Consider the following 14,113-nt stretch of genomic DNA (forward strand, 5'->3'; position numbering starts at 1 on the left):
CCGGCCGGCCCAGCCACCGTGCCGGGAGCCGCCCGGGCGCCGGGCGGTGGCGCCCGGGCGGCTCGGTCCGCGAGGTCAGCGCCGCTTCAGCGCCTGGACGACGCCGGGCCGGGGCGTGCGCACCATCCCGTCGTAGGGGAAGCGGGAGACCTGGTTGTCGATGCTCGCGCCGTCGACCTCGCCGGGGTGCTGCACGCACACCATGACGCTGCCCTCGACGGCGTCGACGACGGGGCCGCACGTCTCGGCGCCGACCGGCACCGTGAGGAAGGTCGTGACCTTGCCGCGGTCGGGCCCGTCGGTGGTGACGTGGTGCAGCGCGTCGTTCAGCTGCAGCGAGCCCGGCTGGCCGTCGGTGGAGACCCACAGGCCGCCGTAGCTGTCGAAGGCGACGTTGTCGGGGCACGCGATGGGCATGACCTCCGAGGCGGGCAGCCCCGAGAAGTAGGTGCTCGGGTCGTCCGGGTCGCCGCAGACCACCGGCAGGGACCACGTGAAGGTCGTCGCCGTCTGGTCGCCGTCCTCGGTGAGCTCCACGACGTGGCCGTAGCGGTTGAGGGCGCGCGGGTTGGCCGCGCCGGGCGCCGGGCGGCGCGAGCTGTTGGTGCACGCCATGTAGACCCGGCCGGTGACCGGGTTGCGCTCGACGTCCTCGGGCCGGTCCATCGGCGTCGCCCCCACCGCGGCGGCAGCGGTGCGCGTGAAGGTCAGGACCTCCTCCAGGCTCATGCCCGGCACCGCCGAGCGCCCGCCGCGGGTCAGCGGCACCCACTCCCCCGTGCCGTCGTAGGTCGAGGAGGGGTCGCCCTCGACGGCGAAGCGGGCGGTGTACAGGTCCCCGTGCTCCAGGACGTCGTACTCCCGGCCCTGGCGGGGGCGCTGGCCGACCCGGTCGCGCGAGACGAACTTGTAGAGGTGCTGGTCGGCCTGGTCGTCGCCCATGTAGCAGACGACGCGCCCGTCGGGGGCGATGGACGCGTCGGCGCCCTCGTGCCGGAAGCGGCCCATCGCGGTGTGCTTGCGCGGCGTCGAGAAGGGGTCGTAGGGGTTGAGCTCGACGATCCAGCCGAAGCGGTTGACCTCGTTGGGCTCGCTCGCGGTGTCGAAGCGCGCCTGCCCCAGCTCCCAGCCGCGACCGGTGTTGCTGATGCCGTAGACGCCGTTGCGGGCGTCCAGCCGGTCGGAGTTCTTGAAGTAGCCCTGGAAGTTCTCCTCGCCGGACAGGACGGTGCCCCAGGGCGTCGTCCCCCCGGCGCAGTTGTTGAGCGTGCCGATGACGGCGGTGCCGGTCGGGTCCTCGGAGGTCTTGACGAGGTCCGAGCCGGCGACGGGGCCGGTGAGGCGGAAGGGCGTGCCCGACGCCGTGAGCCGGCGTCCGTAGCGGCCCGGGACGACCCGCCAGGGCGCGCCGACGCCGTCGCGGCGCACCTCGACGACGGACATGCCGTGGGCGGCCATCGACGTCATCCGCTGCTCGACGGTGAGGGAGGCGTCGTCGGTGTAGCCGGGGTACATGATGTTCTCGTTGGTGTACTCGTGGTTGGCCACGAGCAGCGCGCGGTTCCCGCCCCGGCCCAGCGGCACGACCGTGAGGAAGTCGCAGTTGTAGCCGAACTGCTTGGCCTGCGCCTCGGGGGTCTGGGCGTCCAGGTCGAAGGCCGGGGCGTCCCGCTCGACGGCGTCGCCCCAGGCGATGATCGAGTGCCACTCCCACCCCTGCGGCACGACCAGGTCGTCGACGTCCGCGGCGATGGGGCCGACGGGTGCGAAGCCCGCCATCGCGCCGGCGGGGGCGAAGGCGCCGGGCGCGGAGGCGGCCGTCACCGCGCGGGAGCGGCCGGCGGCCTGCGCATCGCGGGGGGCGAGCGCCGCGCCGACGACGACGGCCGCGCCGAGGCCCCCGAGCAGCGCGCGCCGGCCGATGGCGCGCTCGGCGAGGTCGGCGAACCTCGGCGCGGTGGAGGTGCTGGGCATCGGGCTCAGGCACGCGTCGGCGCAGCGGAAGTGGCACGTCTGCGCAGAGCGCGAGCCGAGGGTGTGCCCGGTCATGGGCAGGGCCTGGCGCGGTCCGCGAGCCGGGGCGGCCCGCTCGTCGCGGTCGGGCTGGGCGTCGGTGGCACAACAGCTCGTGGTCGTCATGACCCGAGGGTGAGCAGCACGGACGACCACCAGGCGCGAGCTGAGGGACGCCGGCGTGAACAGCGCGTGACGTCTGCCCCGTCGCTCGGCACCTCCACCGCGCCCCCGGAGGCGTCGCGACCGACGATGGTCTCCGTGACGACCCACCCCGGCCTGGCCCTCGGCCCGGACCTCGCCCGCGCAGGCTGGGGTGCCGTGTGCCTGCTCGCCCCGACGGTCGTGGAGCGGGCGCTCTCCGGCCACGAGCCCGACGACCGGGCCCGCCGCGTGATGCGCGTGCTGGGTGCCCGGCACCTGGTGCAGGCCGGCGCCTCCCGGCTCCTCCCCGCCCGGCTCGCCCTCGCCGGCGGCGCCGCCGTCGACGCGCTGCACGCCGCCACGGCCGTCGTCCTCGCGCTGGCCGACCCGCCGCGACGCCGCGCGTCCCTGCTCGACGCCGTCGTCGCCCTGGCGTGGAGCGCCTGGGGGGTGCGGCGCTACCGGCGCCTGCCCTGACGGAGCCCCGCTCTCGGTCTACCGGGACCCGGCCTCCGGGCGCACCGGGCTCCAGAAGAGGAGGTGGTTGCCGAAGGGGTCGGGCACGTCGAGCTCGTCGGCCCACTCCTCGCGGGTCACCCCGAGCCGGAGCGGGTAGGTGTCGTCCTCGACGAGACGTCGCGCCAGCCGTCCGACGTCGTCGACCCGCAGGCGCACCCTGGCCCCGGGGCAGGCGTCGCCGTGGTGCTCGCTGAGGTGCAGCACGCACCCGCCGAGCGAGACCTGCCGGTACAGCGGCAGTCCTGGCTCGAAACGGTGCTCCCAGTCCACCGCGAACCCCAGCCAGCGCCGGTAGAACCGCTCGGCCTCCTCGCCCGGGAAGACGCGGAGGACGGGGACGACGACGGGCTCCTCGTCGGCCCCGTGGCCGGCCGCCGCGACGGCCGTGCTCCAGTCCCGGTGGCCGAGCTGGTGGGCCACCATCTCGAGGGCCTGCGCGTGGCTCACCTCGGCCCCCAGACCCTGCAGGTCGGCGCGCAGGCGACGTGCCGCCTGCTTGAGGGGGTGGGTCGGGTCGTCGCTCACGTGCATCTCGCCTCGTCCCGCCGACGTCGTGCCACGGCCTCCCCGTTGCCCGCGACCGCCGGCGCGCTGGCCAGATGACGTCGAGTCCGTCCGACCGAGGACTTCACCATCTCGTCAGCGCGAGGGGGAGGGCGGGCGCCTCGCAGCCCGGGGCAGGACGGTACTGCGCCGGCAACCGCTGGTCGGACCTGACTCCGGCGAGGGGTCGACGACCGCCCGCCTCACCGCCGCCGCAGCAGCGCCACCGCCCCGAGCGCGGCGCCGACCCCGGCCACGGCTCCCGCGAGGGCGCCGCGACGCATGGAGGCCTCCGACCACACGTCCCAGCCGATGCTGCGGTCGCCGAAGGGTCCGGAGGCGCCGCGGTCGGCGTCCTCGTCGCGCGGCACCTCGACGTTGGAGCCGTGCCGGGGCAGCTGCTCGGAGGTCTGCTGGCCGTCGACGCCGGTCTTGGCGAGGTAGTAGTCCACGAACCACGGCGCGACCCGCTCGCCGAGGATCGTGTAGACGGTCGGCAGACCCACCCAGATCATGCGGCGCGGGTGGTCGGCGAGGAAGGCGATGGCGCGCGCCGCCACCTCGGGGGCGTAGACCGGCGGCACCGGCTGCGGGTGCTGCGGCATCTTCGAGAGGTTCCAGTCGAACTGCGGGGTGTTGAGCCCGGGCAGCATCACCTGGCTGACGCGCACCTTGCTGCCCTCCTCCTTCAGCTCGGTGAGCACCGACTCCGAGAAGCCCTTCACCGCGTGCTTGGCCCCGCAGTAGGCCGACTGCAGCGGGATGGACCGGTGGCTCATGGCCGAGCCGACGTTGACGACGACGCCGGCGTCGCGAGGGCGCATGTGCCGCAGCGCGGCCCGCGTGCCGTTGACCTGGCCGAAGTAGGTGGTCTCGGTCATCTGCCGGTACTCCTCCGGCGTCGTGTCCCAGAACCGCGCCAGCGAGCCGACGAAGGCGTTGTTGACCCACAGCGCGATCGGCCCCAGCTCGGACTCCACCCGCTCGGCCGCCGCCTCGACGGCCTCGTGGTCGGCGACGTCGCAGACGAGGGCGAGCCCGCGCTGCCCGGCGGCCTCCACGTCGGCGACGGCGCCGTCCAGCCCCGCCCGCCCGCGGGCCAGGACGGCGACGTCCCACCCCTTCGCCGCGAGCTCGCGCACGGTCGCCCGGCCGACCCCGGCGGTCCCCCCGGTGACGACGGCTGTCCTGCTGGCCATGGCTCGCTCCTCGCTCGCGCGTGCTGCTCGGTCCGGCGCGCTCACCGCGGCGCCGCAGGCCTAGGAGACCCCGACCGGGCGAGGACGGCGACACGAGAGGCCGGCCGTGACCAGGACCAGGACCGACGCGGTCCTGCGCACCCCGTCGACGTGCTTCGATCACCTGTGTGGCCGTTGCCTTCACGCCGTCCGCGCGCCCCACGGTCGGCGTCGAGTGGGAGCTCGCGCTCGTCGACCGCACGACGCGCGACCTCGTCAACGCCGCGGGCGACGTCCTGGCGCGGGTCGCGGACGGCGGCGGACGCACCTCGGGCCGGGTGACCGGAGAGCTGCTGCGCAACACCGTCGAGCTGGTCAGCGGCATCTGCGAGAACGCCGACGAGGCGGCCGAGGACCTCGGGCTGACGCTGGCGGCCGTCCGCGCGGCCGCCGACCCCCTCGGCGTCGAGCTGGCGTGCTCCGGCACGCACCCCTTCGGCCAGTGGTCGCCCGAGCAGCTGGCCGACGGGGAGCGCTACGCCGAGCTCATCGAGCGCACCCAGTGGTGGGGCCGGCAGATGCTCATCTGGGGCCTGCACGTGCACGTCGGCCTCGACTCGGCGGACAAGGTCTTCCCCGTCCTCGGCGCGCTGCTGCACAAGGCACCGCACCTGCAGGCGCTGACGGCGTCCTCGCCGCTGTGGACGGGTGTCGACACCGGCTACGCGAGCAACCGGGCGATGATGTTCCAGCAGCTGCCGACGGCGGGACTGCCCTTCGCCTTCGAGCGGTGGTCGGAGTACGAGGGCTTCGTCGACGACCAGCTGAGGACGGGCGTCATCGACGGCATCGCCGACGTGCGCTGGGACATCCGCCCCGCACCGCACCTGGGGACGATCGAGGTCCGGGTGTGCGACGGCGTGCCCACGCTCGCCGAGCTGCGGGCGGTGACGGCGCTCGTGCACTGCCTCGTCGTCGACCTCGACCGCCGGCTGGTGGCCGGCGAGCGCCTGCCCTCGATGCCGCCGTGGCACGTGCAGGAGAACAAGTGGCGAGCCGCGCGGTACGGGCTCGAGGCCGAGGTCGTGCTCGACGCCGCCGGCCGCGAGCGGCTGGTCACCGACGACCTCGCCGACCTGCTGGAGGACCTGCAGCCGGTGGCGCGCGACCTCGGCTGCACCGACGCGCTCGCCGCCGTCGAGGACATCCCCCGGACCGGCGCCAGCTACCAGCGCCAGCGGGCGGTCGCCGAGGCTGCCGGCGGGGACCTCGTGGCCGTCGTCGACGCGCTCGTCGACGAGCTGCGGGCCGGCGCGCCGCTGCCCGCCGCCGGCAGCCGGTCGCCGGGCCGCCGCTGACCGGAGGAGCCAGGACGGCGTGCCGCGACGGCCGTGGGGGCTGCGCGCCCGAGGCCGACGACCCCTTCGCCTACCGGAAGTAGAGGTAGGCGAACAGCGCCCCCACGACGACGACGAAGCCACCGCCGAAGAAGAACGCCGCCGGCAGGACAAGGGGGTGAGGACGCCCGCCACCGGGCAGGTAGATCCAGGCCGGCTCCTCCGGGTCGTAGCGCACCGGCAGCCGCATCCCCGGCTGGTAGATCGTGCGGTCGAGGCCGGACTCGCCGGCCCACACCGACTCCCGAGAGGACCCGGACCGCTCGGTGAAGGCCACGGTCAGCTCCCACGCCCGGCCCGCCTTCCCGAGGTGCGTCCGCGCGACGTGGACCACCACGCCGTCGGCCGGCACGGAGCGACGCCACCTCGGCACCCCGTGCACCAGCCCTGTCAGCCCTATCAGCGGGAACACCGCCAGACCGAGCAGGAGCACGACGTTGAAGAGCAGCGGCGCCCCCCCCCGGACGTGGCGGACACCTCAGGCACCGGCGCCGGAGCGCCTCAGCTCGAGGGTGCCGACGAAGGCCTGCAGGTCGTCCAGGTCCCAGACCTGCGTCGCCCCGCTCGCCGAGATCGAGTACTGCGGGTTCTCCTCGGTCTGCAGCAAGACGTCGCCGCTGACGGACTCGTACGTGCGGCCCGTCGGCTGCACCTCTTGCTCGTACTCGTAGGTCAGCAGCGTCGCACCCAGCGCTCCCGGCACGTCCCTCTCCTCCACGGGGACGGCCGGTCCCGTGCCGACCTGGTCGGTGCGGACCTCCTCCGCGAGCCGGGTGCGCAGTGCCAGGGGCCCCAGCGCGCTGTTCTCGACGAAGACCGCCACCGCCCCGAGCGTCTCGTCGTCGGACGACTGCGGCGGCAGGAACGTCACCGAGGACCCGGGGAGCCCTCGGTCGTAGGACGGCTCCCACTCCGCCGGCACGGCCATCACCAGGTCGGCGACCTCCCAGGTCCGCCACCCGCTCGGGGCGCCGACGTCGAGGTCGGACTCCCGCGCCTGGACCTCCAGGGTGCCCGTCGGCTCCCCGGAGGCCGTCGCCCCGGCCGAGGGCTGCGACGCCGACGGCGGCGGGCTGCTCCCGTCGTCCGTCCCGGCGCCCTGGCCGTCGACGCCGGTCCTGCCCCCACCCGCGCACGCCCCCAGGAGCAGCGCACCGAGCAGGAGCGTCGTGGGCAGGCTGCGACGGGTGCTCGGCCTCGTCATGGTGCTCCTCCGGCTCTGGGGCGGTCGGCGGTGCCCAGCCTCGGCCTGCCGACCTCCGCGTGGGCGTGGAGGTCGTCCGCACGGCCCGACGGGGTGACGTCCGTCACCGTCAAGGTGACGTGGACGGGCGCGCGTCATAGGGCCCACTACGGTTCGCCGGTGTCCAGGCACGCGCAGCCCTCGGCGACGAGGTCGACGGCGCACCGTCGTCTGCCCGCTGCACCGGTCGCCGCGGCGGTCCTGCCGCTGCTGCTTCTGCCGCTGGCGGTCGTGCCGGCGGCGGCGGCACCGTCGTCCCACGCCGCCAGCGGCTCCTCGCCGGCCACGGTCGCTTCGGCCTCCGACACCGTCGTGAGCGCGGACGGGGTGGAGGTGACGACCTACGGGACCACCACGGTCACCCCGGACATGAACTCCGACAACGGCACCGTGGTGCAGGCCGTGCACGCGGTGCAGCGGGTGCAGGACCGCACGGTCGTGTACTGGTCGGTCGGCAGCGACGACGGCTTCGACGCCACCACCTTCAGCATGCTCGGGCAGAGGCCTCTTTCCCTGTCCTTGATCGAGCACATCTACAGCGCGCCGTTCGTCAACCTGGTGCTGCCTGACGAGGGCGTGCTGCTGTACGCGGTGCCTGTCCGGCGGATCTCCTCGGCGTTCAGCGCGGCCACCACTGGGGCGGAGGCCCTGCCGGAGGAGGAGGGGGAGCTGGCCGTGCAGTACGCGGTGCTGCCGGGCCTGCCCGAGGGCGTGGAGGAGGTCGACGTGCTGCTCGGCTTCGCCGGGGTGGTCCCCGACGTGCCGGTCGGTGAGGGGCTGCTGACCCCGGCCCTGCCCGTCGAGGACGGGCCGGTGCTGCTGGGCACCGGGTGGCCCCGGGTGACCCCCGAGGACCTCGCCGCGCCGGTGCCCGAGCTGTTCTCGGTGCGGCCGCTGTCGGCGACCACCGAGCAGGTCGACGGGTTCAGCCGGGAGACCGAGTCCGCCGAGGAGGTGACCATCGACATCGCCGCCGACGTGCTCTTCGCCTTCGACTCGGCCGACCTCTCCGGCGAGGCGGTGGCCCGGTTGGAGGAGGTCGCCGCCGAGATCGCCGAGCGGGCCGCCAGCGGCACCGTCAGCGTCGTCGGCCACACCGACAGCCAGGGCGGCGAGGCCTCCAACGAGACCCTCTCGGTGCGGCGGGCGCAGTCGGTCGCCGGTGTCCTCGGCCCGCTGCTGGAAGGCCGCGGGCTGGACCTGGCCGTCGACGGCCGCGGCCAGCGCGAGCCGATCGCCGACAACGCCACCGAGCAGGGCCGCCAGCTCAACCGGCGGGTCACCGTCACCTTCCAGGAGCAGGACCGGTGAGGCTCCCCACCCCACCGGTGGTCCGCCGGGCCCTCCCCGCCGCCCTGCTCGCCGGCGCGCTGGTGCTCGGCGGGTGCACCGGCGAGCAGGACCCCGGCGCGGGCCAGAGCCCCAGGGGCGACGGCGCCGCGACGCAGGACGAGACCACCCCCTCGCCCTCGCCCTCCGTGAGCGGGCCCGGCACCGCCGAGCTGGCCGACGCCGTCTTCGCCCAGGCCGCCGCCGAGGCCGACACCTCCACCCCGCTGGGCGCGGGCACCATCGAGGTCGTCGGCCTGACCGGCGGCGACCCGAACCCGGTCACCGTGGAGATCCTCAGCATCGAGCGCCGCCCGAGCACCACGCTGGTCACCCTGGCCATGTCCAGCACCGAGGCCGGCACCTCGATGGAGAACGGCACCTTCGACCTGCGCAGCAACGCCGCCTTCATCTCCACCTTCGGCCTGGAGGACCGCAGCAGCGGCCTGCGGTACCTGCCGTTGACCTGGCACCGGCTGCGGACCGAGGCGATCGAGACCGGCGAGGAAGGCCCCCGGCTCCGGGCCGAGGACAACTCCTGCGTGTGCGCCTACCGCGGCAGCAACTTCCGCCTCGGGCCCGATCCCATCGTCATGTCCAGCCTCTACCCACCCCTGCCCGAGGACCTCCGGTCCGTCACCTTCACCGCCCCCGGCGGCCTGGAGATCTCCGACCTGCCTGTGGGCTGACCCCCACGAGCGTCAGCCGTCCACGACGCCGCCCCGCCCCGCGAGCGAGCCGTCCGAGAGGGCCGCCGGGCCATCGGTGCTGCGGCAGCCGCGTTCCGGCCCGCCGGGGTGCGAGACGGCCCCGGCGTGCACCGGTCGGACGACGACCCGCCCCGCCGACGCGGTCAGCAGGCGCACGCGGCGCACCCGCGACACGATGGTCAGATGACCGACGTCGACCTCGATGCCCTCAGGGCGGGGCTCGAGCGCCTGCAGGGGCTGGACGGGACGTCCGCCCCCAGCACCTCCGGGGCCTCCGCCGCCGACGCCCTGGCGGAGATGCTCGCCACGCTCAGCTCCGCCCTCCCGCTGGCTTCCGCCGGGCTCATGCTCCGCGACGACGCCGGGCGCCTAGCGTGCGTGGCCTGGACCGGCACCGCGTCACGGACGCTCGAGGAGGCCGAGGACGAGGTGGTCTCGGGCCCGGCCACGGACGCCCAGGTGCTCGGCATGCCGCGGGCCAGCGAGGACGTGCTCGCCGACCCGCGGTGGCCCGCCCTTGGCCCCTCCCTCGCCGGTGGCGACCCGGCCCCGGCGACCTCCTCGCTCCCCCGGGCCGTCGCGACGATGCCCGTGGTCGTCGCCGGAGGGCCCGTCGGCTGCCTCGTCGCCGTCCGCGAGGAGGCGGGCCCCTGGACGCCGTCGCAGCTGGAGGTGCTGGAGTCCTCCGCCCGGCTCGCCGGCAACCTGCTCCAGACGGCGGCCGTCGCCGAGAGCACCTCCCGGCTGGCCGAGCAGCTGCAGCACGCCCTCGACCACCGCGTCGTCGTCGAGCGGGCCGTGGGCTACCTCATGGCCCAGCGCGGCTCCGACGCCACCGACGCCTTCGGAGAGCTCCGGCGCACCTCGCGCTCGGCGCGCCGCAAGGTCGCCGAGGTCGCCGAGCTGGTCCTCGCCCTCGGCGACCTGGACGCCGCGTCGGACGCCGTCCGCGCGTCCGCGAGCTGACGCCACCGCCTCCGACGGCAGGCCGGACCGCCGTCGTGGTCAGATCGTGACCTGAGGTCGTTGCCGTACCGAGCACTGGGCAAAGGGGCCCCGACCACGCTCGGTGACCGTGCTGGCCGCCTCCAGCCAAGGCCGGCAGGCCCGTGGTGCACCTAGCGTCGTCGCCCATGGACCTCCTGGACTTCGTGGTCGAGCGCCGCGAGCAGATCGCCTTCCAGGCCTTCCAGCACGTCAGCCTGGTGGTGCAGTGCGTCCTCCTGGCGACCGTGCTGGGCGTGGCCCTCGGCGTCCTCTGCCACCGTCGCCCCTGGGCGCGCGGCCTCGCCTCGGGCGTGTCCTCCGTCGGCCTGACGCTCCCGGCGCTGGCCCTCATCGCCCTCGTCTACGGCGCGACACGCGACGGCATCACCTCGGCCGTCGTGGCCGTCACCTTCTACGCCCTGCTCGTCGTCTGGCGGAACGCCGTCGTCGGCCTGGGCGGCGTCGACGGGCAGCTGCTGGAGGCCGCGCAGGGCATCGGCATGGGCCGCGTCCGACGCCTCGTGCGGGTGCAGCTGCCGCTGGCCTGGCCCGTCGTCCTGTCCGGCGTCCGCGTCGCCACCCAGATGACCATGGGCATCGCGGCGATCGCCGCCTTCGTCACCGGCCCCGGCCTCGGCGGCCTGATCTTCACGGGGCTCGCCCGCCTCGGCGGCGCCGGGGCGCTGGAGTCCGCGCTCACGGGGACGCTGCTCGTCGTCGCGCTCGCCCTCGTCCTCGACCTGCTCCTCGTCCTGCTCGGACGGCTGACCACACCCAGGGGGATCCGTGCCTGACCGCTCCTCGACCCGACCCACGACGTCCGTGCTCGACGGCGACCAGGACGGCGTCAGCGGCGCCGCCATCGACCTCGTCGCCGTCACCAAGGCCTACCCGGGCCAGGGCGCCCCGGCCGTGGACAGCATCAGCCTGCAGGTCCCGGCGGGAGAGGTCGTCATGCTCGTCGGCCCCTCGGGCTGCGGGAAGACGACGACGCTCAAGATGATCAACCGCCTCATCGAGCCGACGAGCGGCACCATCACGATCGGCGGCCGCGACGTCCTCTCCCTCGACGGGGACGAGCTGCGCCGCCAGATCGGCTACGTCATCCAGGCCGGCGGGCTGTTCCCGCACATGAGCGTCGCCACCAACGTCGGCCTCGTGCCGGGCATGCTCGGCTGGGACAAGCGGCGCACGTCCGAGCGCGTCGACGAGCTCCTCGAGCTCGTCGGCCTCGACCCCCGCCGCTACCGGGACCGGTACCCGCGCGAGCTCTCCGGCGGCCAGCAGCAGCGCGTCGGCGTGGCCCGCGCCCTCGCCGCCGACCCGCCCGTCCTGCTCATGGACGAGCCCTTCGGCGCCGTCGACCCCATCACGCGCCAGCGGCTGCAGGACGAGCTGCTGCGGATCCAGGACGAGCTCCGCAAGACCATCGTGTGCGTCACGCACGACTTCGACGAGGCCGTGAAGCTGGGCGACCGCATCGTCGTCCTCGGCGAGGGCGCCCGCGTCGTGCAGTACGACACCCCGGCCGAGGTGCTCTCCCATCCCGCCGACAGCTTCGTGTCCGACTTCGTCGGCTCAGGGGCGTCGCTCAAGGCGCTGACCCTCGTGCGCGTCGACGACCTCGACGGGCTCCAGGAGACGACGACGGCCCGCGTCGGCGAGCCCGTGGCCGACATCGCCGCCCGGGCCCGCGCCGCCGGCGACGCCGCCGCCGTCGTCCTCGACGGGCGAGGACGGCCGCTGCGGTGGGTGTGGGTGCGTCAGCTCGAGGAGGAGGGCGCTGCCGTCGGGGACCGCGAGGACGACCTGCCGACGGTCGACCGGCGCTCGACGCTCAACGACGCGCTCGACGCGATGCTCGGCTCCAGCTATGGCGGCGTCGTCGTCACGGGCCGTCGCGACGTCTACGAGGGCGTCCTGTTCATCCAGACGGCCATCGACGCCGTCCAGGCCGCCCGGGTCGCGGACCAGGAGCGGTCCGCGCCCGTCGCGGGCAACGACGAGCGCAGCGCCCAGGTCCTGCAGCAGGCGCTGCCGGAGGAGCCGGGCACCGAGGCGGGTGCGGCGTGAACGCCTCGACGCGCGGGGCGCAGGACGCCCGTGCCGGGCAGGAAGACACCGGGCAGGAAGGCACCGGGCAGGAAGGCACCGGGCAGGACGCGCACGAGCGCGCCGTCAGCGAGGCCCCCGGCGTCGAGGAGGTCGGCCTGCCCGCCGGCGCCGAGGAGCCCGACCGCCGACGGGGGCTGCTGCGCGAGCACCGTCGTCTCGTCCTCCAGCCGCTCGTCGTGCTCGCCGTCGTCGCCGCCTTCGCGACCTGGGTCGCCGTCACCGACGTCGGGGGGACGGCGTCGACGCTGCTGACGACGGGCAGCGTCCTGTCCCTCGCCGGGCGCCACCTCGAGCTGACCGCTGCCGCGGCCCTCGCCGTCGTCCTCGTCGGCGTGCCCCTCGGCATCCTGCTCACCCGCCCCGCGCTGCGGCGCTTGGCCGGGCCTGTCGTCCTCGTCGCGAACTTCGGGCAGGCGGCACCGGCCATCGGCCTCGTCGTGCTGCTCGCCATCTGGCTCGGCGCCGGCTTCTGGACGGCGGTCGTCGCGCTCGTGGCCTACGGCGTGCTGCCCGTGCTCGCGGGCACCATCACCGGGCTGTCCGGGGTCGACCAGCGGCTCGTCGAGGCCGGCCGCGGCATGGGCATGAGCGCCGGCGCCGTCCTGCGCCGGGTCGAGCTGCCGCTCGCCGTCCCCGTCATGCTCGCCGGCATCCGCACCGCGCTCGTCCTCGTCGCCGGCACCGCGACCCTCGCCGTCTTCATCAACGGCGGCGGCCTCGGCGTCCTCATCGACACCGGCATCCGCCTCGACGACACCCTGCTGCAGGCCTCGGGCGCCTTGCTCGTCGCGCTGCTCGCGCTGCTCGTGGACTGGGTGGGCCGTGTCGTCGAGGAGGTCGCCCGCCCCCGCGGGCTCTGAGCCCCGCCCCGTCCGCCGTCCTGCTCCTCCGACCAGTCCACCGGGAGGTCTCCGTGCGAGCCCCGCACCGCACCCTCGCCGCGACGGCCGTCGCCGCCGTCCTCGCCGCCGGCACCGCCTCGTGCGGCCTGCAGGGGGCCAACCAGTTCGTCCCCTCGGCCGAGCCCGGCAGCATCCAGCCGGTGCCCTCGCTGCAGGGCGCCCAGATCGGCGTGGCCGGCAAGAGCTTCACCGAGCAGCTGATCCTGTCCAAGGTCCTCGCCATCTCCCTCGAGGTAGCGGGGGCCGACGTGGTCGACCGCTCGGGCATCCCCGGCAGCGTCGCCGCGCGCAGCTCGCTCCTGGCGGGCGACAGCGACGTGCAGTTCGAGTACACGGGCACGGCCTGGCTCACCTACCTGGACCAGACCGAGACCATCCCCGACCCGCAGGAGCAGTACGCCGCGGTGCGCGACCTCGACGCGGAGAACGGCCTCACCTGGCTGCCGCCGTCACCGCTCAACAACTCCTACGGCTTCGCCATGGGTCCCGACGTCGCGGCAGAGCTCGGCATCACCGACTTCTCCGAGATCGCGGACCTGCCGCCGGAGCAGCGCACCTTCTGCCTCGAGCCGGAGTTCCAGAGCCGCTCCGACGGCTTCACGCCGCTGCTGGAGACCTACGGCATCCCCCTCGGCGAGCCCGACGGCGTCCCGCGCGACAACGTCGGCGTCTACGACACCGGCATCGTCTACTCCGAGACCGCCGCCGGCAGCTGCAACTTCGGCGAGGTCTTCACGACGGACGGGCGCATCTCCTCCCTCGACCTGACGGTGCTGGAGGACGACGAGGGCTTCTTCCCCGCCTACAACGCCTCCCTCGTCGTCCGCAGCGACACCCTGGCCGCCTACCCGGCCCTCGCGGACGTGCTGCAGCCGGTGAGCGACGCGCTCGACAACGAGACGCTCATCGACCTGAACCTCCGGGTCGACGTCGAGGGCGAGGAGCCGGCGTACGTGGCCCGCGACTGGCTCGCGTCCGAGGGCTTCATCACCTGCGCGGAGTGCTCCCCCGTCGACGACCGGGCCTGACCGGC

The 14,113-nt window shown here is 74.9% G+C and carries 15 protein-coding genes; 9 read left to right on the forward strand and 6 right to left on the reverse strand.

Annotation, left to right across the window (positions count from 1 at the left end):
* Positions 1-75: 75 nt before the first annotated feature.
* Positions 76-2,139 carry a PhoX family protein gene (locus tag WDV86_RS01035; RefSeq protein ID WP_339565730.1) on the reverse strand — a complete coding sequence of 688 codons (2,064 nt, stop codon included), beginning with the start codon at positions 2,137-2,139 and terminating at the stop codon, positions 76-78.
* Positions 2,140-2,274: 135 nt separating this feature from the next.
* Between WDV86_RS01035 and WDV86_RS01040 the strand changes: the two genes are divergently transcribed.
* Positions 2,275-2,634 (forward strand): hypothetical protein, encoded by a 360-nt coding sequence (locus WDV86_RS01040; protein ID WP_339565731.1) that lies wholly within the window; start codon positions 2,275-2,277, stop codon positions 2,632-2,634.
* A gap of 18 nt (positions 2,635-2,652) precedes the next feature.
* Here WDV86_RS01040 and WDV86_RS01045 read toward each other — a convergent pair whose 3' ends face one another.
* Both WDV86_RS01045 and WDV86_RS01050 read right to left on the reverse strand, forming a co-directional pair.
* Positions 2,653-3,201: a glyoxalase superfamily protein gene (locus WDV86_RS01045; protein WP_339565732.1), complete on the reverse strand. Its 549-nt coding sequence runs from the start codon at positions 3,199-3,201 to the stop codon at positions 2,653-2,655.
* A 221-nt stretch (positions 3,202-3,422) separates the two neighbouring features.
* The gene (locus WDV86_RS01050) at positions 3,423-4,418 is read right to left on the reverse strand and encodes an SDR family oxidoreductase (RefSeq protein WP_339565733.1); all 996 of its coding nucleotides are present in this window, start codon (positions 4,416-4,418) and stop codon (positions 3,423-3,425) included.
* Positions 4,419-4,585: 167 nt separating this feature from the next.
* On the opposite strand from WDV86_RS01050, the gene WDV86_RS01055 reads away from it, so the two are divergent.
* On the forward strand, positions 4,586-5,755 hold the full coding sequence (locus WDV86_RS01055) for a glutamate--cysteine ligase (protein ID WP_339565734.1): 1,170 nt from the start codon (positions 4,586-4,588) through the stop codon (positions 5,753-5,755).
* A gap of 70 nt (positions 5,756-5,825) precedes the next feature.
* Here WDV86_RS01055 and WDV86_RS01060 read toward each other — a convergent pair whose 3' ends face one another.
* Positions 5,826-6,146: a hypothetical protein gene (locus tag WDV86_RS01060; protein ID WP_445262878.1), complete on the reverse strand. Its 321-nt coding sequence runs from the start codon at positions 6,144-6,146 to the stop codon at positions 5,826-5,828.
* A 126-nt stretch (positions 6,147-6,272) separates the two neighbouring features.
* A complete protein-coding gene (locus WDV86_RS01065) occupies positions 6,273-6,998 on the reverse strand; it encodes a hypothetical protein (protein ID WP_339565736.1) in 726 nt (241 codons plus the stop codon).
* Between the two features lie 159 nt (positions 6,999-7,157).
* Here WDV86_RS01065 and WDV86_RS01070 point away from each other — a divergent pair, with 159 nt between their 5' ends.
* Positions 7,158-8,348 (forward strand): OmpA family protein, encoded by a 1,191-nt coding sequence (locus WDV86_RS01070; protein ID WP_339565737.1) that lies wholly within the window; start codon positions 7,158-7,160, stop codon positions 8,346-8,348.
* On the forward strand, positions 8,345-9,055 hold the full coding sequence (locus WDV86_RS01075) for a hypothetical protein (RefSeq protein ID WP_339565738.1): 711 nt from the start codon (positions 8,345-8,347) through the stop codon (positions 9,053-9,055). The genes WDV86_RS01070 and WDV86_RS01075 overlap by 4 nt, the downstream gene beginning before the upstream one ends.
* A 12-nt stretch (positions 9,056-9,067) precedes the next feature.
* On the opposite strand, the gene WDV86_RS01080 is transcribed toward WDV86_RS01075, so the two are convergent.
* Positions 9,068-9,241, reverse strand: a complete 174-nt coding sequence (locus WDV86_RS01080; RefSeq protein ID WP_339565739.1) for a hypothetical protein — start codon at positions 9,239-9,241, stop codon at positions 9,068-9,070.
* Between the two features lie 18 nt (positions 9,242-9,259).
* Between WDV86_RS01080 and WDV86_RS01085 the strand changes: the two genes are divergently transcribed.
* The 5 genes from WDV86_RS01085 (at position 9,260) to WDV86_RS01105 (ending at position 14,108) form a co-directional block, all read left to right on the forward strand.
* Positions 9,260-10,042, forward strand: coding sequence for a GAF and ANTAR domain-containing protein (locus tag WDV86_RS01085; protein WP_339565740.1), 783 nt, complete (start codon positions 9,260-9,262; stop codon positions 10,040-10,042).
* A gap of 167 nt (positions 10,043-10,209) precedes the next feature.
* Complete coding sequence (locus WDV86_RS01090) at positions 10,210-10,857, forward strand: ABC transporter permease (RefSeq protein WP_339565741.1); 648 nt, start codon at positions 10,210-10,212, stop codon at positions 10,855-10,857.
* A complete protein-coding gene (locus tag WDV86_RS01095; RefSeq protein ID WP_339565742.1) occupies positions 10,850-12,136 on the forward strand; it encodes an ABC transporter ATP-binding protein in 1,287 nt (428 codons plus the stop codon). The genes WDV86_RS01090 and WDV86_RS01095 overlap by 8 nt, the downstream gene beginning before the upstream one ends.
* Before the next feature lie 137 nt (positions 12,137-12,273).
* Entirely contained in the window at positions 12,274-13,038 is a 765-nt protein-coding gene (locus WDV86_RS01100; protein ID WP_445262893.1) for an ABC transporter permease, read from the forward strand.
* Positions 13,039-13,091: 53 nt separating this feature from the next.
* Positions 13,092-14,108 (forward strand): glycine betaine ABC transporter substrate-binding protein, encoded by a 1,017-nt coding sequence (locus WDV86_RS01105; protein WP_339565744.1) that lies wholly within the window; start codon positions 13,092-13,094, stop codon positions 14,106-14,108.
* Positions 14,109-14,113 lie beyond the last annotated feature (5 nt).

Origin of the sequence: Pseudokineococcus sp. 1T1Z-3, from assembly GCF_037482365.1 — a bacterium.
Taxonomy (GTDB): Bacteria; Actinomycetota; Actinomycetes; order Actinomycetales; family Quadrisphaeraceae; genus Pseudokineococcus.

Excerpts from the sequence above, each read along its gene's own strand:
- WDV86_RS01035 (WP_339565730.1), bottom strand. The coding sequence starts at position 2,139 with ATGACGACCACGAGCTGTTGTGCCACCGACGCCCAGCCCGACCGCGAC.
- WDV86_RS01065 (WP_339565736.1), bottom strand. The coding sequence starts at position 6,998 with ATGACGAGGCCGAGCACCCGTCGCAGCCTGCCCACGACGCTCCTGCTC.
- WDV86_RS01090 (WP_339565741.1), top strand. The coding sequence starts at position 10,210 with ATGGACCTCCTGGACTTCGTGGTCGAGCGCCGCGAGCAGATCGCCTTC.
- WDV86_RS01085 (WP_339565740.1), top strand. The coding sequence starts at position 9,260 with ATGACCGACGTCGACCTCGATGCCCTCAGGGCGGGGCTCGAGCGCCTG.
- WDV86_RS01050 (WP_339565733.1), bottom strand. The coding sequence starts at position 4,418 with ATGGCCAGCAGGACAGCCGTCGTCACCGGGGGGACCGCCGGGGTCGGC.